An 18368-nucleotide genomic window follows, 5' to 3' on the forward strand; every position below is an offset into this window, starting at 1 on the left:
GAATGTATTAGGCAACCACTCTATTTAATGAAGGGGCTATCTAGTAGATAGGAGAGGGGAATTACTATGCAAAAAACAGTGCGACCTTATTGGCCATCCACAGTACCGGAAACATTAACTTATCGTCTAGGTGAAATCCCTCTGCATGAATATGTAAAACACAATGCGCAAGCTCTATCAGAACAGACGGCATTCCAATTTTACGGCAATGCGATAAGTTGGAGAGAACTAGATGATCAAATTGATAGATTGGCACATTTCTTTATCGATAAGAACTTCAAAAAAGGAGACAGAATCGCACTGTATATGCAGAATTGCCCCCAATATATTATCGGACATTATGCGATTCAACGTATGGGTGGCATTGTAGTTCCACTGAATCCAATGTATCGAGAAGCAGAGTTGATCTATCTCATTCAGGAAGCAGATATTAAAGGCATAATTGCGGGACAGGAAATCTATAGCCGTATCGAAGAAATTGCGGATGAAGTTCCGGGGCTCCATTGTAAAATCACAACCAATTATATAGATTATTTACCATCGGAGCCTAGTCTTCCATTTCCACAAGGATATAATACAACGAAAATTTCATTTAAAGATACGTATGATTTTAGTGGAGTCATACAGGAAACCGAGCCACTTAAGGAATATCCTGCTATTGATTTGTGGGAAGACATTGCACTACTCGTGTTTACTTCCGGGACGACAGGGAGACCAAAAGGCGCCATGCTAACTCATGGAAATGCTTTATACAAAACAGCAGCTGCAGTTGCCGGCAATGAACTGAATCAACATGAAGTGTTGCTATCGATTGCACCGCTAAGCCATATTGCTGGCATGCTAATGGGCGTAAATATTCCTGTCTATAATGCTAGTGAAACGGTCTTGATGACAAGGTTCGATCCACAAGCGACAGTTCTAGCGATTGAAAAGTATAGAGTTACAGCGTGGTACAGTATAGCGATTATGAATGGTGCTCTTCTACAAATACCTGGTATTGAAAACCGTGATTTTTCTTCATTGAAAAAGAATATGTCTACTAGTTTCGGTGTTCAAGTCACAGCAGAACTAGCGCATAAATGGGCATCAGTTACAAAAGGATGTCCGATGTTTGAAGCTGCGTATGGGCTGAGTGAGACACATACAGGCGATACATTTATGCCGCAGGAGAATATTAAATTTGGAAGCTGTGGTATCGCTGTGAATGAAACGGAAATTAAAATCATTGATCCAGCGACTGGCGAGGAAATGCCAGCCTTGCAAGAGGGAGAAGTCCTCCTAAAAGGGCCAGGTGTGTTTAAAGGGTATCTGAACAGACCGGAAGCAACTGAGGAAACTTTACGGGATGGCTGGCTGCATACGGGTGACTTCGGGAAGTTGGATGACGAAGGGTATTTATATTATTTAGGACGCATTAAAGAGCTCATTAAGTGTTCTGGATATAGTGTATTCCCTGATGATGTGGAGGCTTTGCTCAGTAGTCATCCTGCTGTTTCACAGTCTGTTGCAGTAGGTGTGCCAGACCCTAAAAGAGGAGAGAGCGTCAAAGCGTTCATTGTATTGAAAAATGATTACAAAGGCAACATCGAACCACAAGAAATAATAGACTGGGCGAAAAATAATATGGCGGCTTATAAATATCCTCGGGAAATTGAATTCATTGAGGAATTACCTACCACGAGCTCAGGGAAAATTCTGAGAAGGCTTTTGAAAGAGGGCGGTGGTCAACGTGACGCATAAACCAGCGGAAAATGAAGTGCATCTATCTGTTGAAGATTTAAAACGGAGAAAAGAGCAAGCGTTGCAAGGTGGAGGAGTAGATAAGCTAAAGAAACAGCGCCAATCAGGTCGCTATACTGCAAGGGAACGTATCGATCTGCTTGTCGATAAAGATTCGTTCATGGAACTCGGCTTGCTGAATTACTCAGATCAAATGGGGGTAGGAAGCGATAGTGCGGGTGACGGTTTAATTGGTGGTTTGGGGAAAGTAAATGGCAGACATGCAGTTATTCAAGCCGGTGACCAAACTGTTTTCGCAGGTACGGAAGGGACTGTCCATCTTCGGAAGTCAAAATCATTGATGGAATATGCAATTAAGCGTGGTCTGCCTATGTTCAACTTGAATGAAGGTGGCGGCCTCAGGATGCCTGATGGAATGGGTTCTGACGGAATTAGTACTAAATTATTCCCTCAAGAGCTTTTAACATTAAGTCGAGAAATCCCTATGATTACAGGGATTTTCGGAGACAGTTTTGGTGGGCCGACTTGGATTGCGGTATCGTCTGATTTTGTGACACAAGTAAAAGGTACATGTCTTGCAGTGGCGGGTCCGCGTATGCTAGAAATGGCTAGCGGTCAAAAGGTATCTAAAGAAGAGTTAGGCGGAACGGAAGTACATGTCAGACAGACTGGACAAGTAGATGCCACGGCAAACTCTACTGAAGAGTGCATAGAGCAAATGAAAAAGTTCTTTGCGTACATGCCGTCAAATAGCTCGGAATTACCACCACGCAAGCAGACAAATGATAGTCCTACCCGCCTGGCGAACAATGTACTGTCCATTCTTCCACCGTTAGCGAATCGAGTTTATGATATGAAACGTATTATCGAGGATCTAGTAGACGACGGGGAGTATATGGAGTATAAATCTGGCTACGGACAGGCACTGATTACGGTTCTGACACATATGGATGGGCGTGCGGTCGGAATCATTGCGAATCAGCCGAATAAATACGCGGGTGCGGGCGGTCCAGAAGAATGTGAAAAGGCAACCGATTTCATTTGTCTTTGTGACTCTTACCATATTCCGCTGATTTTCCTTCATGATACACCGGGATTCAGAATCAGTACGCAAGCTGAAAAAGAGAAAATACCTACTAAGATTATGGTGTGGAATCAAGCATTAGCGCAATCAACGGTGCCTAAAATCTCCGTCATTATACGTAAGAGTATTGGGGCAGCTTATGGCAATATGTGTGGTCCGACGATGGGTGCAGATTTCGTCGTCGCCTGGCCAACTGCGGAAATCAATTTCACAGGACCAGAAGTCGGGATTAATGTTGTATATGGTAGGCAATTAGAAAAAGCAGAAGATCCGAAAGAGGAACGGAAGAAGTTACTGGAAAATTGGGCGTTTGATAGTTCACCTTATAAGGCTGCAGCAAGTCATTATATAGATGATGTAATCGATCCCCGGGAGACGCGTAAATTTATCTGTCAGTCATTGGATTTTGCGTGTGTGAAAAACGATGGCAGGAGCGAGCGGCGTTTAGCCAATTGGCCGACTGGATTTTAATAGAATTATTCAAACGACGACACATGTAGTATGGATGTGTCGTTTTTCATATGTATTCTAATTCGGAAGCAGCTGTGAAAATTTCTCTTCAGTGCGTAGATTTCCCTCTTCATTCATTAGCACAATTGCCAAGTGACAGGTACATACAGTAATCCTTTATTGACATGCCAACTAAATGAAAATCGTGACTTTTTGATTTCAGCAGAGGTTAGTATATACTGAAATCAAATACGACAAGGATAGTCTGATTTGAAGTAGCGACACCCCCTTTTTTATTGACAGTAGGAACTGGAGGCTAAATGTTGAAGAAATTAGTATGGTTGATCGCAACTGTTTTAATACTGGCGGCTTGCGGTTCGACAGATAAAGCATTTGAAACAGTAAATTTAGAAGATATTGAAGCCTTACAAAAGGAAGGCGCCTTAGTGATGGATGTGCGCGAAGTAGATGAATACAATGTAGGTCATATTAGTAGTGCAATCAATATCCCGTTATCGCAACTACAAAATGGTGCAAGAACCGGTTTGGAGAAAGATCAGAAGTATGTAGTCGTTTGTCGTAGTGGAAGCCGTTCATAAACAGCAAGTGAGATTTTGCATGAAGAAGGATACGATGTGACCAATGTTTCAGAAGGTATGTCCACTTGGCAAGGTCCCGTAGAATAATGAAGGAAAAGGCGACGGGATGCTTACCATCGCTTTTTGGTAAATGCTTATTCTGTCGGCGGACCTATTAATTGCGAAGGAGAAATATCTTTCACAGCGGTAGCCCATTGTTGTTCATTTACTCCATAAGAGTAAGCAAAAACGTCAGCTGGTGTAGCGGTTAGGATATCGGAACCTAAGACAACCTCTGGAGTATTTGCATTAAATATCCCTTGTAGATGTGTATCATCGCTATGTGCGATTTGGTAATGCCACCATCCTTGAGGAATATTAACGACTTGACCAGCTAGTATTTTATAATGTTGAAAGTTTTTTGTGTCAATATTCATAATAGAAATAGTAGCCGAGCCTGAAACGCAGTAGGTTAGCTCGGAGGCATTTGGATGATAGTGAGGTTCAATAATATGATCTTTACTTAGGAAGATATCCAACATCGACAAATGATCCAACGTGTTTAATTGTTTGCTACTCAAAATATTAATAAAGTTCTTATCATTTTTCTTGAAAAAGGGACTAGTATTCAAATCCGCTGCGTACTGAGGATTATTTGAAATCAAATTCATCCAACCTTTCCTGTGTGCTGTTATATAGTATGTACGTAGGGAAGTAACGTGATGTAAATTGTATAATTGTTTCCAAGTGTGATATAGGACAAAAAAGGGTAATTGATTACAGAATGGATAAACAGAATGAGCAAGAAAAGTTGGAGGAGATAGAGTATGGTCAAAGAATATGATTTGCTTGTAATTGGAACAGGCAGTGCGGGTTCTATTACAGCGACGAAGTGTAAGAAAGAAGGCTGGAGCGTTGCAATTATCGATGATCGGCCATTCGGGGGCACATGCTCTCAGCGAGGTTGTGATCCGAAGAAAGTATTAGTAGAAAATGCTGAACTAATGGATTGGAATAAACGTATGCAAGGAAAAGGAATTGAAGAAGATAGCAAAATCAATTGGCCCGAATTAATGGAATTTAAACGAACGTTCGTTCAAACGATACCTGAAGATACGGAAGAAAAGTTTGGCAAATTAGGGATTGATATTTATCACGGCAAGGCGGTCTTCCAAAGTGAAACGGAATTGAAAGTCTGCTCAGATGTATTAAAAGGGAAACATATCTTAATTGCGACGGGTGCAGAACCTATGAAAATGAATATCGAAGGTGAAGAATATTTGACGCTGAGCGATGATTTCATGGAACTAGAAACACTACCTAAAAAGATTGTCTTTATAGGTGGCGGGTTTATTTCATTCGAATTTGCGCATCTTGCCGCGAGAGCAGGTTCAGAAGTGCATATTTTGCATAGAAGTGAAAGTGCTCTGAAGAAATTTGATCAAGATTTAGTGAAAATGTTGATTAAACGTTCTGAGGAAGTTGGCATTCATGTGCATTTGAACACACCGGTAAATGGAATTGAGAAATGCGGTAATTCATTTGTGGTCAAAGGTGAACAAGACGATCGCCAAGTGGAATGGAAAGCAGATCTTGTTGTACACGGGGCGGGTCGCACACCAGCATTAGATATTGATTTGGAAAAAGGAAATGTAAAGCGCGATAAGCAAGGTGTATCTGTCAATGAATACATGCAAAGCGTAAGTAATCCACATGTATATGCGGCTGGAGATGTCGCTTCAAGTGATGCGCCTCCATTGACACCCGTCGCTACAATTGAGTCACATATAGTGGCTTCTAATCTTCTGAAAGGGAATCATAAAACAGCAGATTATCCAGTCGTCCCTTCTGTTGTATACACGGTTCCAAAGTTATCATCCGTCGGAATGAGCGAACAAGAGGCGAAAGACTCCGGTTTGAAAGTGTATGTGAAATCACAAAACATTACTGAGTGGTTCACATATAGACGAACAAATGAAGGGGCGGCCGCATTTAAAGTCATTATCGATCAAGAGAAGGACGTCGTACTCGGTGCTCATTTCTTAGGTGGAGGAGCCGATGAACTGATCAATCTCTTTGCAATGGCTATTCGATTCCAAATTCCTCTCGCAGAATTAAAGCAAATGCCATTCGCATATCCAACGGTAGCTTCTGATATTTCCTATATGTTGTAAATAAAGATAAAATGACTCTCTATCTTGCAAGTGGATAGGGAGTTTTTCGTTTTCGATAAATAGAAGAGGACCTAGTAAAGAACGATGAAATTGACTCATTAAACCTCCACACGTTATCCTGTACAATGACGCCTTTATATAATAAGTAATCGAAGAATTACATCTAAGACAGGAGAAAAAGAGATGATGATCAAGCGAGCATTAACTATCGCTGGTTCCGCTGCACGTGGAGGAGCAGGAATCCAAGCGGATTTGAAAACATTCCAGGAATTTGATGTCTTTGGTACCACAGCAGTCACAGCGATTGTTGCAAAAAATCCACGTACTGGACAAGGCATATTCCCACAATCTTGGGAAGCGGTCGAAGCACAATTAGTGACGATAGAAGAAGATATAGGTATAGATGCTATGAAGACTGGCATGTTGTTTACAAAAGAAATTATTGTCAATGTAACGAAGTGGATTCAGCAGTCTGACATTCTAAATGTAGTAGTAGATCCCGTGATGATTGGAAAGATGGGCTCTGCATTATTAAAAGACGATGCGATGGAAGCGATGCAGAAACAATTGATTCCTCTGGCGACGGTTATTACGCCGAATATGCCCGAAGCATCTTACTTATTGGGTGGTATGGATTTGGAATCTGTAGCTGACTTAAAAGAAGCTGCACGTCGTTTATTTGAATTCGGACCGAAGTTTGTATTAGTGAAAGGTGGAAGATTGGAAGGACCCGCAGTGGATGTGCTGTTTGACGGAGAACAGTTCTATCTACTCGAAGCCCCAAGAATTGACACACCGAATACAAATGGTGCCGGTTGCAGTTACTCTGCTGCGATTGCGGCAGGCTTGGCGAAGGGGCAAACGGTGCAAGATGCCGTGATTGAAGCAAAGAAGTTCATCACCGCAGGCATTCGCCATTCACTCACCTTCAAACAAGGCGTAGGGCCAACCTATCACGCGGCATATGGTAAATATGACGAAACAAGTTGTAAAGTTACTATTGAGCAGGCTTGAATGTAAGAACAAGCATAAATAAGAGGATGTTCTAGGAGTAGTAATACTTCTAGGACATCCTCTTTTGCATTAGTTTAGTTCAAGTGTTTTTAGTAAACTGATTACAATCCTACATGTACAACAAGAAGTGACATCCATTCAGATTGCACCAATTCCCACCTCAACTGCCCGCCTAACATCTCCCTTACATATAAGTAGTAATTGTATCAATAGGAAGACGCGTAGAACCATAAGCCGGTGTAGCGGCTTTACCTAGCGCTATTAGCACTAGAGGCTCGTAGCGAGATTCAAGTTCAAATGACTCAGCAAATTGTTGCTTGTCGAACCCGCCCATCGGAACAGTATCGTACCCTCTTGCTTTAGCAATCAACATCAGTTGCATAGAAACCAAACCTGCGTCAAACGTCGCGATATTCCGTCTCACTTCAAGTGGTGCATTCGGATAAGCCGCTTTCGCATTTTGAATCTGAATTTGCACATGCTCTTCATCGATATTTCCTGCAGCCAAATTAGAAAGATAGATCTCATCAATGTTGTGATACATTTCTGTATCGCCAATCACAGCAATAATAGCGGATGAGGTTTCGATTTGTTCTTGATTAAATGAAAAGCGATTGATCTTTTTCTTTAATTCTTGATCTTGTATGACAAGAAAACGCCATGGCTGTAAGTTGCTTGAAGACGGAGCGGAAATCGCTTCCTCCAGCATAGATGTAATCTCTTCTTGAGCGATTGTATAGTTCGGATCAAATTTTCTAACGGATTTCCTTGCATGCATGACTTCTAGTAATTCTTCGTAATTTTGAGACATATTGATAAACTCCCTTTAAAATATATTGATTTATACTTACTAATAGTAAGTTCTTTTTAAGATTACTATTAGTAAGCTTGTTTGTCAAACCTAGGTGTGATAAAGTGAAAGGAGTACAGGATTGGGGTTTTGCTAATGAAGAAAAATGAAGAGTTTGTTCAGTCGGTAAATCCTAAAGGTCAAAAAAGTTGCGATAGTTTCCATAACACGATCGAGTTTATCGGTAAGCGGTGGATGGGAATTATTATTTATCATTTATTAGACGGACCGAAAAGGTTCTTTGAATTATCAGCGGAGATCGACGGGATATCAGATCGTCTTCTAACGGAGAGGTTGCGCGATTTAGAAGCGCACGGCTTGGTCGTTAAAAACCAGTCCGATCCAAAGGTCAGAAAAGTCGAGTATGAGCTTACGCCAAAAGGTAAAGAGTTGGAAGATATTATTCAGGCCATTTTTGAATGGGTAAAGAAAAATGGTTGCTGTTATGAGGAGTGAATGAATTGATTAGAGAAAAGGCAAAACAATTTAACGGAATTCCGTTATCGATATTAGACTTAGCCATGATCAATGAAGGAAGTCATGCGGGGCAATCATTTAAGAATAGTGTAGATCTTGCACAGCATGCAGAAGATTGGGGATTCAATCGTTATTGGTTAGCAGAGCATCATAATATGCCCGGTGTTGCGAGTTCTGCAACGTCTATCATTATTGGACATGTAGCGCAAGAGACGAAAGAAATTCGAGTAGGTTCTGGCGGTGTCATGTTACCAAACCACGCGCCACTTGTTATTGCGGAACAGTTTGGTACACTCGATGCAATGTATCCAGGTCGTATTGACTTAGGGCTAGGTCGTGCACCAGGTAGTGACCAGGCTACAGCGTATGCGCTTCGCCGTACATTACAAAGTGGTGGGGAAGACTTCCCGCAACAAGTGGAAGAATTACGTAAGTACTTTGCGGGCAATCCAACTGATCGTGTTCGAGCATTTCCTGGTGCGGGACAAAACGTTCCGATTTGGTTGCTTGGTTCAAGTGGCTTCAGTGCGCAGTTATCTGCTGAACTCGGCTTGCCGTTTTCATTCGCCAGTCACTTTGCACCGCAATTTATGATGCAAGCACTGCAAATTTATCATCAAAACTTCCGACCGTCTAAAGATCTTCAGAAGCCATTTGCCATGATGGGGGTTAATTTAATTGCGGCGGATACGGATGAAAAAGCACAATTCTTGGCTACATCGATGCAGCAGCAGTTCTTAAATATCCGTCAAGGTAAGATGACGCAATTTAGTCCTCCAATTGAAGATATTCATGCGGTATGGTCGCCATTTGAACAAGAAGCGGTTGCACAGCAAAGTCAAGCACCGTCTGTCATTATTGGTAGTCCGGAAACTGTGAAACGGAAGCTGGAAGAGTTCGTAGAAATGACGAAAGCGGATGAGCTAATTATCAGCTCAGGAATCTTCGATCATGAGGAACGACTTCGTTCATATGAAATCTTAAGTGAAATAATGAAGTAAAAGAAAAAACATCGGCCTTGCAGGAAAAACCTGCTTGGCCGATGTTTTTTTCTTATTGTGCTTCAATCTCTTTTGTCAGTTTCTCAATTTCATCGATTAATCCACCAATATATGAAATCGTGTCACGCAACGGTTTGTCCGTTGTGATATCGATTCCTGCCATCTTTGCGAGTTCAGCTGGTTTTTTTGAACCGCCTGCACGAAGGGTGTGGAGCCAGTCTTCAACAGCAGGCTCTCCTTCATTCAATACACGCTTTGCCATCTCAGTAGAAATAGTCAATCCCGCACTATATGTGTACGGGTACAAGCCCATGTAATAGTGTGGTTGACGCATCCAAGTTAACTCAGCGCCATCATTCATTTTCACGCTATCGCCCCAGAATTCTTCGAGTACACCGCGCTTTAATTCGTTCAAGATCGTTGCATTGACATTACCGCCTGCATCCACTAACTCATAGACTTTGCGCTGGAACGCAGCTTCAAGTAAATGCGTTACGAAGTTATGGTAATACGTTCGTGCCACGATGGAGGACAGTACCCAGCGTTTGAATTTCGGATCATCCGAATTCTTCAATAAGTGATTGGCCATCAGCATTTCATTCATCGTAGAAGGTGCTTCAATAAAGTACAGTGATGATTCCGAATTAAACAGGTTTTGTGCTTCATTGGCATAGTGGAAGTGTCCGGCATGACCTAATTCATGAGCCAGTACAAAGACGTCTTCCATGCTGCCTGTCCAAGAAATTAAAATAAACGAGCCGTTGCCATAAGGACTTGCACAAAATGCACCTGTGGATTTACCTTCATTTTGAGCGAAATCAATCCAGCGTTCTGAATAAGCACGGTTCACCATGTCAAGATAGTCATTGCCCATTACAGCAAGAGCATCATGCATATATTTTTTCGATTCTTCCACTGTAATGGAAGGCTCATATACTGGATCGATTGGCATTTTTAAGTCCGCAAATGTTATTTCGTCGAGATTATATATTTTTTGAAGGAGTTTCGCGTACTTTCGCATATGTGGTGCAAGTTCTTCCATAATCACATCGATTTGGCGATTGTACATCGATCGATCCACATCTTGTTCCATCAATAAATAGTCTATAACAGAGTCATACCCACGTAAGTCAGAAGTCGTTTTCTCCATCTGTACATGCATGTCATAGGTTTTCGCTGTTGTGTGTTGATACGAACGCAACGTATTACTGAACGTTTCAAAAGCAGCACGTCTCACTGGTGTATTGGGTTCGGACTCCCATTTCCCTTCGAATGAAACATAGCTCAGTGGGTAGACTTTTCCGTCTGCCGTGAAGTCGGGGAAGTTGATGTCTGCCATTTTCGTCGTATTATACAATGAATAGGGTGCTTGAAAAGAAGAGGAGAATGCTGCAAGTGTTTTCTCGACTTCGGGATGTAGTTGATGTGGCTTTTCCCGAATGATTTTATCGAATACCGTTGCATACTCCTCAGACTGTTTACTTGCTTGTTGCAAAGTCTCCTCGGAAAGCGCTGTTAATTCACTCATAACGAAGGACGTTTGGCTACCGATTTTAGCAGCGATTGAACCAAATTTACTCTCTCTCATTTGAGCTTCATCATTTGTAAGATCAACACTTGCTGCAAGCTCAGCATAACTAGAGATTTTGACGAGTTTCTCTTGTAAACTGCGATAGGCATCCAATGCTTGAATAGCGGAAGTTGAATCTATAATCGTACCTTTATAGTTTTTCTCAAAAGCAGTTGATTCCATTACTGTATCTTTTACTGCTTTTTCGTAATCCTGTTCATTTTCAAATAAAGTTTTTAAATTCCACGTCTCTTGTTCGTTTACTTGTGCGCGTTTAGGTAAGCTTTTCACCAATGTGAATCTCTCCTTCAAATCGATTATTCGGTTATCGAATTAACGAATAGTATAATACAATGAATCTTCAGAGTACAAAATTACGGTTTATTGGAAAGCATGAATTCCATTAGCCAATCGACTTGTAAGGGGCCATTAACAACCTCATAATACAGACGGTCATTGTGGATCAACACTCCTTCTTCGATCAATATCGTCATACGATTTCCTGTGTCATCATGTAGATCGATTGTGAAGTGTGGTTGATCATCAAATAATTCCAGTGAGTCTGGATCCACACGCTCATAATCATATGCTTGGAGAAATTGAAGTAAGCGGTCAACTTCTTCCACTTGGTCAACTTTCCATGTAACGGCTCGCTGTTCATGCAGACCAGGTTGCCGGAAAGTGATGAATGAATAGGGGGATAAACCATTCAGTTGTTGTTCTTGCAATCGCTCAAAGGGATGGGAGGAAGCTTCGTCGATTGTCTGCATCATGACATAAAATCCTCCAGCCACTAGTAATGCCAATATAACGCCACGTATTTTCATACTATTTCCCTCCTTCCGCAACATATCGTTTCTCCCTAGTATATGAATGTAGTGAGTAAGATACGCACAGAACTGTCCGTCCTATGATAGATATTTCGTTTTTGGTCGATATTTCAATTTTCGGAATGTATAATAGAGAGAATTCATTTGAAAGGGAGGTAATTTATATGAAAGAATATGTTACACATGCGATTCAAGACAGTTATGCGGATGATTTTTCATGGTGTTATGGTTGTGGGCGGCTCAACGAGGAAGGGAATCATTTCCGCACTGGTTGGGAAGGAGAGCAAACCGTCACATATTCATTACCACCTGAGAAATATACGGCAATACCAGGATTCGTGTATGGTGGATTTCTGGCTTCATTTATGGATTGCCATGGCACAGGTTCTTGCGCACTTGCGTTACATCGAAAGAATGGTCATGAACCGGGAGACGGTTCCGTACCGCCACGCTTTGTGACAGCTTCCTTGCAGATTACATACAATAAACCGACTCCACAAGGAAAAGTATTGAAAGCAATTGGAAACGTCACGGAAATCCATCCGAAGAAATGGAAAGTAGCTGTAGAAATTTACGCTGAGGATGAATTATGTGTTTCTGGAGAAGTGGTTGGAGTCGTAATGCCTGCTACATTTACAAAGTAAACTAGATAAGGTGTGAATAGATGGTATGAATAAATCACCACAAACTGCCGTAGCGAATCCAGTATTTCCGATCATGATTGCGATCGCTGTCTGTCACTTATTTAACGACACGTTACAGGCAGTGATTCCAGCTATGTTGCCGATTTTGGAGAAAGAATATCAATTTAGTTATAAACAATTAGGTTATATTGTGTTCGCTCTAAATATCGTAGCTTCTTTACTTCAACCCGTTGTAGGCTATTTAAGTGATCGTAAACCTAAGCCGTTTGCGTTGCCGATCGGCATGACTTTTTCTTTAATTGGAATGGCAGGTCTAGCGTTAGCACCGAGCTATTGGCTGATCATTGTATCCGTTATGTTGCTCGGGTTAGGGTCGGCGATCTTTCATCCAGAAGGTTCTCGAGTGTCATTTTTGGCAGCGGGGGACAAGCGTGGTCTTTCACAGTCTATCTATCAAGTAGGAGGGAACTCCGGACAAGCACTTGCACCGTTGATCAGCGCGTTCGTCCTCGTTCCTCTTGGCCAAATAGGAGCAGCCGTTTTTGTACTAGTAGCTGCCGCTGGGATTGCCTTATTAACTCGTATTTCTTTCTGGTATAAGAATCAGCTGAATGAAGAGCGTTTAGGTAACCGGAAAAAAGTTTTGTTAACGACGATGGAAAGTTTATCAAAGAGACAAGTCACTATTGCACTGATTTTATTAATGATTATTATATTTGCTCGTTCATTCTATGTGACGAATATTACGAGCTTCTATATTTTCTATTTGATTGAATATTACGGCATGACAATTCAACATGGTCAGTTGTATATTTTCTTATTCTTGGCTCTAGGAGCAGTCGGAACATTTTTCGGCGGACCGATGGCAGACAGGATAGGACGGAAAAAAGTAATCGTCTTATCGCTAGTTGTGCCTTTACCACTTAGTTTATTGTTGCCGTATGCTCCTGTATGGGGAATCATTTTACTACTAGTAACGATTGGATTCTTTATTATGCTTAGTTTTTCCGTCACGGTTATCTATGCCCAAGAACTTGTACCTTCCAAAATTGGTACGATGGCGGGACTAACTGTAGGATTAGCGTTCGGGATGGGGGCAATCGGTGCAGTCGCCATTGGAACGCTTATCGACTCGATCGGTATTTACCAAACGATGATTATCACATCATTCTTACCGTTCATTGGGCTAGTCGGATTAGCTTTACCACGAGATCAAAAGATTACATCAGCTTCATAAACAGAGTACCAATTTCATCATCATGAAAAGAAGGTGTGCACAATGAAAGTAGTCAATAATATGGCGGAATTGATCGGTGATACTCCGCTAGTAAAAGTACGAACACTCGGAGATGCGACTGGAGCCGAAGTGTATGTGAAATTGGAGTACTTTAATCCAAGCCGCAGTGTAAAAGATCGCGCGGCGTATCAAATGCTTGTAGAAGCCGAGAAAACTGGCGTTCTGAAACCGGGTGCCACGATTATTGAGCCGACGTCCGGCAACACGGGAATTGGCTTGGCAATGAACGCTGCTGCAAAAGGATATCCAGCCATTTTTGTTATGCCGGATAACTCGACGATTGAACGTATTAACTTAATGAAAGCGTATGGAGCAAAGGTTGTATTGACACCTAGCTCAGAACGTATGCCAGGTGCGATCGCTAAAGCGAATGAAATCTCAGAGTCCATCGACAATAGTTTTATTCCGATGCAATTTGAAAATGAAGCGAACCCTGATAGTCATCGTCATACAACCGCTGTAGAAATTATAGAAGCCATTCAATCCATCGATCGTACATTAACTGCATTTGTTTGTACTTCAGGAACGGGTGGCACAGTAACAGGGACAGGTGAATCATTAAAGGAACATGATCCGGCCATTACAGTTCATGTGGTTGAGCCTGCAGGGTCACCGGTATTATCAGGTGGTAAACCAGGAAAGCATAAACTGGTAGGTACAAGTCCTGGGTTTATTCCAATTGTCTTAAATACCAATGTCTATGATGAAATTTTCCGTATTGAAGATGATGACGCATATAATACGGTCAGACAATTTGCAAGACAAGAAGGTGTGTTGCTTGGGCCGTCAGGTGGTGCCTCTCTGTATGCTGCATTGCAAGTGGCAAAACGTTTAACACCCGAAGATACAGTCGTTTGTATTGCGCCAGATTCTGGTGAAAGATATTTATCAAGTGATTTATTTCAATAACGCCTACTAGCAAAAACCTCTTCCAGCTTTGGGAAGAGGTTTTTTAGCGTAGGATTTCATGTTGAAAAGTTATGAAAACCCATTACTTATAGCGTTCAATCTATTGATTTCAAATAGATTGAAAAAATAATCAGGAATTCTATTGACAAAACATACGTAAATGGTAGATTATATATATACAAAACATATAAAGTTAGTAGGAATTAAAAAACGCGATGAAACGAAAAGTATTTACGAGGGGGAATCGACATGTATTTGGAAATTGAAGGCATTGAAAAGAGCTTTCCCCACAAAGAAAAGGGAACGGTCAAAGTACTGGATAACATCAATCTGGAAATAGAAAAAGGACAGTTTGTTTCCATTGTAGGTCCTTCTGGTTGCGGCAAGTCGACTATGTTGTATTTAATTGCGGGACTGGAAAAAGCGGATCAAGGGAAAATCAGCATTAACGGTAAAGAAGTAAAAGGTTCAGGATCAGATCGAGTAGTCGTTTTCCAAGAAGCGGGGTTATTTCCTTGGCTGACAGTCCTCGATAACGTTACATACGGATTACATCTAAAGAAGATGTCAAAGAAAGAGGCGGAACAAAAAGCGATTGACATGCTGAAAATGGTGCACTTAGGAAATTACGTAGATGCTTATCCGCATCAATTATCCGGAGGAATGAAGCAACGTGTAGCGATCGCCCGTGCGCTTGTGATGGAGCCAGATATTTTGTTGATGGATGAACCCTTCGCAGCATTGGATGAACAGACACGCATGGTGCTTCATAAGGAGCTATTGGATATTTGGAGAAAAACAAAAGTAACGGTACTCTTCATTACGCATAATATTCGGGAAGCAGTATTGCTTTCACAAAAAATTGTCGTCTTTGCGACACGTCCAGGGAAAATCAAAAAAACGTTTATTTCAAATGATTCAAAGGATGGCGTTATGCCGAGTGATGTGACGTTGCAACTTGAAAAGCAGATTTTAGCTGAGCTTCAAGAAGAAATAGAGAAAGTGTTGAAGGAGGAGATGGGCGATGACTACAGCTTTAAGACGAATAGTGTTTCTCGGGATACTAGTGGCGATATGGGAAGTCACATCTAAGCTATCGGATTTACCCGATTTTATGTTTCCGAGTTTTACACAAGTCATGTCGACCTTAATTTCTGGTCTCATCTCCGGTCAAATCCTGATTGCGATCGGTGCAAGTCTAAGCAGATTATTAATCGGATTCACCATTGCTTCCATACTTGGTTTGGTGCTTGGTTATTTAATTTGGCGTTACAAAATAGTGGAAGACACACTTGGTTTTCTTGTAACAGCTTTACAATCTATTCCAAGTATCGTCTGGTTCCCGCTAGCAATTATCTGGTTTGGACTCAATGATTTTGCTATTTTATTTATCGTTACACTAGGGGCTACTTGGACAATGATCGTCAATGCAACGAGCGGATTTAAAAACGTACCGGTATTATACCAACGCGTTGCTAAATCACTTGGGTCTAGTGGCTTTCACTTTTTGCGGACGGTGATTTTGCCAGCATCCGTACCCCAATTGATTTCTGGTTTACGTATCGCTTGGGCATTCTCATGGCGCGCACTCATGGCAGGGGAGCTATTAGGTGCGAGCGTCGGTCTCGGTCAACTACTAGAATCAGGACGCGCACTTGGTCAAATGGATTTAGTTATTTCTGTCATGATCATCATTGGTGTGATCGGTACGATTATGGATAATGTATTATTCTTACGTTTGGAACGCAGTGTAGAAAGAAAATGGGGAATACGGGCGTAACACGCTCAAAGAAAAGGGGATTATTATATGAATAAGAAACGATTAGGTGTACTGCTTTCTGTATTGGCAATTGTGGGGATTTTATCAGGATGTGGGAAAACAGAAGAAGGCAGTGCAGATAAAAAGGAAGTAAAGATTGGATACTTTCCAAATTTAACACATATCGCAACAATTGTCGGACTAGAGAATAATTATTTCGCAGAAGAATTCGGTGAAGATATCAAGATCACAACGAAGACAGTGAGTAACGGTGGATTATTCATGGAGGCAATGGCTTCTAATTCCATTGATATCGGAACAGTTGGACCTGGACCTGTAATTAATTATTATGTAAAAGATCCAAAGTATCATATTGTCTCTGGCGCAGTAAACGGCGGTGCGGTATTGGTAGCTAACGGTAAAAGTGGAATTAATGAATTGGCGGATCTAGACGGCAAGAGAGTTGCGATTCCCGTAATTGGTAGTACACAGGATGTTATGTTGCGTAAAGCGTTGAAAGATGTGGATCTAAAGGCAAAAGCTAACGGTGGAACAGTTGAGTTTTTCGCAGCGGCACCAGCGGATACAGCTACCTTATTTATTCAAGATTCAGTTGATGCAGCAGCAACACAAGAGCCTTGGGGATATATTTTACAAAATCAAGCAGGTGGCAAACTGATTCTCGATTGGGAAGATTTTGCTTGGGGTAAAGAATCTACGAACACTGTTGTCGCAACAAGCGATGCGTTTTTGAAAAATGAAAAACTATCGACAGCTTATTTAACAGCTCACGCAAAAGCAGTTCAGTTCATTCGTGATGAGCCTGAAAAAGCACAAGAACTAGTAGTGAAGCACATCAAAGACCTAACGGGTAAAGAAATAGCTAGTGATGAATTAGAAGCAGCTTTCACTCGAATTGAAGTGACTACAGATGTAAATGAAGAGGTATTGCAAGAGATGGCTGATATTAGTCAAGAAGCAGATTATATCAAGACGAATGAAATTGATGGCTTGATTGATCTTGAAGCAATTAAAAAAATTACAGCAAACTAATACCAAGCGGGTATCCATTGTGGATACTCGTTTTTCTATGTCCGTATCGTTTGATAAGTAGCGATAAAACAGGATATGCTAGTATATAGATAGAACATAATTTCGCTAGTTGAAAGGATGAGGACAGTGCTGGCAGATTTATTAAACGAATCGAAACGTACTATCGTCTACACAGGAGCAGGGATGTCGACAGAAAGCGGGCTACCCGATTTTCGTTCCGCTAAAACGGGCATGTGGGAAACAGAAGATCCTGCCAAAGTGGCAAGCGTAACAGCTCTCAATCAGCAAGTGGAACAGTTTTTCCAGTTTTATAAACAACGTGTCATTGCGGCAAAAGAAACAGGACCGCATAAAGGACATGATATTTTAGCTAAGTGGGAAAAAGACGGTTTGATCAATGGAATTATTACGCAAAACGTCGATGGTTTCCATACGATGGCGGGCTCGAAAAACGTCATGGAACTTCATGGCACCCTTCGCAATGTCCATTGTGAAACATGTGGAAAAGCATATGGGAACGAACGTTACGAACTTGATGAGTTTTACTGCGATTGTGGCGGTACGTTACGTCCGTCCGTTGTGTTATTCGGAGAAATGTTGCCGGAAGAAGCATTTATTCAAGCGATATTTGAAAGTGAGAAAGCAGATCTTTTCATTGTCCTTGGATCATCATTAACCGTTACACCTGCAAATCAATTTCCATTGATCGCAAAAGAGCAAGGCGCGAAGTTGGTCATTATCAATATGGAACCTACAGAAATGGATCGCTTTGCCGATCTCGTTATCAATGAACGTAAAATTGGAGAAATACTGAATGAAGCAGATCAAAAAGTAGATAGTAAGTAAGTTGAGACAGAAGAATGAGCGTAGTAGACGAGTAATTTTTATACCACTTCTCTAGTACGCTATTCTTCTTGTCTCCATTTTTACAGATAAAG

Annotated in this window: 18 protein-coding genes; 14 read left to right on the plus strand and 4 right to left on the minus strand. The window is 41.4% G+C overall.

Annotated elements, in window-relative coordinates:
* Nucleotides 1-66 precede the first annotated feature (66 nt).
* The 3 genes from CSV64_RS08410 (at nucleotide 67) to CSV64_RS08420 (ending at nucleotide 3873) form a co-directional block, all read left to right on the plus strand.
* Nucleotides 67-1740, plus strand: coding sequence for an AMP-binding protein (locus CSV64_RS08410; protein WP_099632726.1), 1674 nt, complete (start codon nucleotides 67-69; stop codon nucleotides 1738-1740).
* A complete protein-coding gene (locus CSV64_RS08415) occupies nucleotides 1730-3295 on the plus strand; it encodes an acyl-CoA carboxylase subunit beta (protein ID WP_233190360.1) in 1566 nt (521 codons plus the stop codon). Before CSV64_RS08410 ends, CSV64_RS08415 begins: the two co-directional genes overlap by 11 nt.
* Before the next feature lie 302 nt (nucleotides 3296-3597).
* Entirely contained in the window at nucleotides 3598-3873 is a 276-nt protein-coding gene (locus tag CSV64_RS08420; RefSeq protein ID WP_199168338.1) for a rhodanese-like domain-containing protein, read from the plus strand.
* A gap of 134 nt (nucleotides 3874-4007) precedes the next feature.
* Here the strand turns inward: CSV64_RS08420 and CSV64_RS08425 are convergent, their stop codons facing one another.
* Nucleotides 4008-4523: a cupin domain-containing protein gene (locus CSV64_RS08425; protein WP_099632727.1), complete on the minus strand. Its 516-nt coding sequence runs from the start codon at nucleotides 4521-4523 to the stop codon at nucleotides 4008-4010.
* A gap of 156 nt (nucleotides 4524-4679) precedes the next feature.
* Here CSV64_RS08425 and CSV64_RS08430 point away from each other — a divergent pair, with 156 nt between their 5' ends.
* Together CSV64_RS08430 and thiD are read left to right on the plus strand one after the other, a co-directional pair.
* Nucleotides 4680-6026 carry a dihydrolipoyl dehydrogenase family protein gene (locus tag CSV64_RS08430; protein WP_099632728.1) on the plus strand — a complete coding sequence of 449 codons (1347 nt, stop codon included), beginning with the start codon at nucleotides 4680-4682 and terminating at the stop codon, nucleotides 6024-6026.
* Nucleotides 6027-6209: 183 nt separating this feature from the next.
* Nucleotides 6210-7040 carry a bifunctional hydroxymethylpyrimidine kinase/phosphomethylpyrimidine kinase gene (gene thiD / locus CSV64_RS08435; RefSeq protein ID WP_099632729.1) on the plus strand — a complete coding sequence of 277 codons (831 nt, stop codon included), beginning with the start codon at nucleotides 6210-6212 and terminating at the stop codon, nucleotides 7038-7040.
* Between the two features lie 184 nt (nucleotides 7041-7224).
* On the opposite strand, the gene CSV64_RS08440 is transcribed toward thiD, so the two are convergent.
* Nucleotides 7225-7851 (minus strand): nitroreductase family protein, encoded by a 627-nt coding sequence (locus CSV64_RS08440; protein WP_099632730.1) that lies wholly within the window; start codon nucleotides 7849-7851, stop codon nucleotides 7225-7227.
* 135 nt (nucleotides 7852-7986) lie between these two features.
* Between CSV64_RS08440 and CSV64_RS08445 the strand changes: the two genes are divergently transcribed.
* A complete protein-coding gene (locus tag CSV64_RS08445) occupies nucleotides 7987-8346 on the plus strand; it encodes a winged helix-turn-helix transcriptional regulator (protein WP_083032469.1) in 360 nt (119 codons plus the stop codon).
* Entirely contained in the window at nucleotides 8343-9368 is a 1026-nt protein-coding gene (locus tag CSV64_RS08450) for an LLM class flavin-dependent oxidoreductase (RefSeq protein WP_099632731.1), read from the plus strand. The genes CSV64_RS08445 and CSV64_RS08450 overlap by 4 nt, the downstream gene beginning before the upstream one ends.
* 52 nt (nucleotides 9369-9420) lie before the next feature.
* On the opposite strand, the gene pepF is transcribed toward CSV64_RS08450, so the two are convergent.
* Both pepF and CSV64_RS08460 read right to left on the minus strand, forming a co-directional pair.
* Entirely contained in the window at nucleotides 9421-11232 is a 1812-nt protein-coding gene (gene pepF, locus CSV64_RS08455; protein ID WP_199168342.1) for an oligoendopeptidase F, read from the minus strand.
* Nucleotides 11233-11312: 80 nt separating this feature from the next.
* Nucleotides 11313-11765: a hypothetical protein gene (locus CSV64_RS08460; RefSeq protein ID WP_099632732.1), complete on the minus strand. Its 453-nt coding sequence runs from the start codon at nucleotides 11763-11765 to the stop codon at nucleotides 11313-11315.
* Nucleotides 11766-11932: 167 nt separating this feature from the next.
* Here CSV64_RS08460 and CSV64_RS08465 point away from each other — a divergent pair, with 167 nt between their 5' ends.
* The 7 genes from CSV64_RS08465 to CSV64_RS08495 all read left to right on the plus strand — a co-directional run bounded on the left by CSV64_RS08465 (nucleotide 11933) and on the right by CSV64_RS08495 (nucleotide 18276).
* Nucleotides 11933-12412 carry a PaaI family thioesterase gene (locus CSV64_RS08465; RefSeq protein WP_099632733.1) on the plus strand — a complete coding sequence of 160 codons (480 nt, stop codon included), beginning with the start codon at nucleotides 11933-11935 and terminating at the stop codon, nucleotides 12410-12412.
* A 25-nt stretch (nucleotides 12413-12437) separates the two neighbouring features.
* Entirely contained in the window at nucleotides 12438-13649 is a 1212-nt protein-coding gene (locus CSV64_RS08470; RefSeq protein ID WP_099632734.1) for an MFS transporter, read from the plus strand.
* 42 nt (nucleotides 13650-13691) lie between these two features.
* A complete protein-coding gene (cysK, locus tag CSV64_RS08475) occupies nucleotides 13692-14618 on the plus strand; it encodes a cysteine synthase A (protein ID WP_099632735.1) in 927 nt (308 codons plus the stop codon).
* Nucleotides 14619-14867: 249 nt separating this feature from the next.
* Entirely contained in the window at nucleotides 14868-15710 is an 843-nt protein-coding gene (locus CSV64_RS08480; RefSeq protein ID WP_099632736.1) for an ABC transporter ATP-binding protein, read from the plus strand.
* Complete coding sequence (locus CSV64_RS08485; protein ID WP_099632737.1) at nucleotides 15643-16398, plus strand: ABC transporter permease; 756 nt, start codon at nucleotides 15643-15645, stop codon at nucleotides 16396-16398. Before CSV64_RS08480 ends, CSV64_RS08485 begins: the two co-directional genes overlap by 68 nt.
* 27 nt (nucleotides 16399-16425) lie before the next feature.
* The gene (locus tag CSV64_RS08490) at nucleotides 16426-17430 is read left to right on the plus strand and encodes an aliphatic sulfonate ABC transporter substrate-binding protein (RefSeq protein ID WP_099632738.1); all 1005 of its coding nucleotides are present in this window, start codon (nucleotides 16426-16428) and stop codon (nucleotides 17428-17430) included.
* A 126-nt stretch (nucleotides 17431-17556) separates the two neighbouring features.
* Entirely contained in the window at nucleotides 17557-18276 is a 720-nt protein-coding gene (locus tag CSV64_RS08495) for an NAD-dependent deacylase (RefSeq protein ID WP_099632739.1), read from the plus strand.
* The last annotated feature ends 92 nt before the right edge of the window (nucleotides 18277-18368 follow it).

This window comes from Sporosarcina sp. P32b, from assembly GCF_002743335.1.
Classification (GTDB): Bacteria; Bacillota; Bacilli; order Bacillales_A; family Planococcaceae; genus Sporosarcina.

What these genes read in the sequence shown, in the direction of transcription:
- CSV64_RS08410 (WP_099632726.1), top strand. Translation starts at nt 67, where the DNA reads ATGCAAAAAACAGTGCGACCTTATTGGCCATCCACAGTACCGGAAACA.
- CSV64_RS08425 (WP_099632727.1), bottom strand. Translation starts at nt 4,523, where the DNA reads ATGAATTTGATTTCAAATAATCCTCAGTACGCAGCGGATTTGAATACT.
- CSV64_RS08430 (WP_099632728.1), top strand. Translation starts at nt 4,680, where the DNA reads ATGGTCAAAGAATATGATTTGCTTGTAATTGGAACAGGCAGTGCGGGT.
- thiD (WP_099632729.1), top strand. Translation starts at nt 6,210, where the DNA reads ATGATGATCAAGCGAGCATTAACTATCGCTGGTTCCGCTGCACGTGGA.
- CSV64_RS08440 (WP_099632730.1), bottom strand. Translation starts at nt 7,851, where the DNA reads ATGTCTCAAAATTACGAAGAATTACTAGAAGTCATGCATGCAAGGAAA.
- CSV64_RS08445 (WP_083032469.1), top strand. Translation starts at nt 7,987, where the DNA reads ATGAAGAAAAATGAAGAGTTTGTTCAGTCGGTAAATCCTAAAGGTCAA.
- CSV64_RS08460 (WP_099632732.1), bottom strand. Translation starts at nt 11,765, where the DNA reads ATGAAAATACGTGGCGTTATATTGGCATTACTAGTGGCTGGAGGATTT.
- CSV64_RS08465 (WP_099632733.1), top strand. Translation starts at nt 11,933, where the DNA reads ATGAAAGAATATGTTACACATGCGATTCAAGACAGTTATGCGGATGAT.
- CSV64_RS08470 (WP_099632734.1), top strand. Translation starts at nt 12,438, where the DNA reads ATGAATAAATCACCACAAACTGCCGTAGCGAATCCAGTATTTCCGATC.
- cysK (WP_099632735.1), top strand. Translation starts at nt 13,692, where the DNA reads ATGAAAGTAGTCAATAATATGGCGGAATTGATCGGTGATACTCCGCTA.
- CSV64_RS08480 (WP_099632736.1), top strand. Translation starts at nt 14,868, where the DNA reads ATGTATTTGGAAATTGAAGGCATTGAAAAGAGCTTTCCCCACAAAGAA.
- CSV64_RS08485 (WP_099632737.1), top strand. Translation starts at nt 15,643, where the DNA reads ATGACTACAGCTTTAAGACGAATAGTGTTTCTCGGGATACTAGTGGCG.
- CSV64_RS08490 (WP_099632738.1), top strand. Translation starts at nt 16,426, where the DNA reads ATGAATAAGAAACGATTAGGTGTACTGCTTTCTGTATTGGCAATTGTG.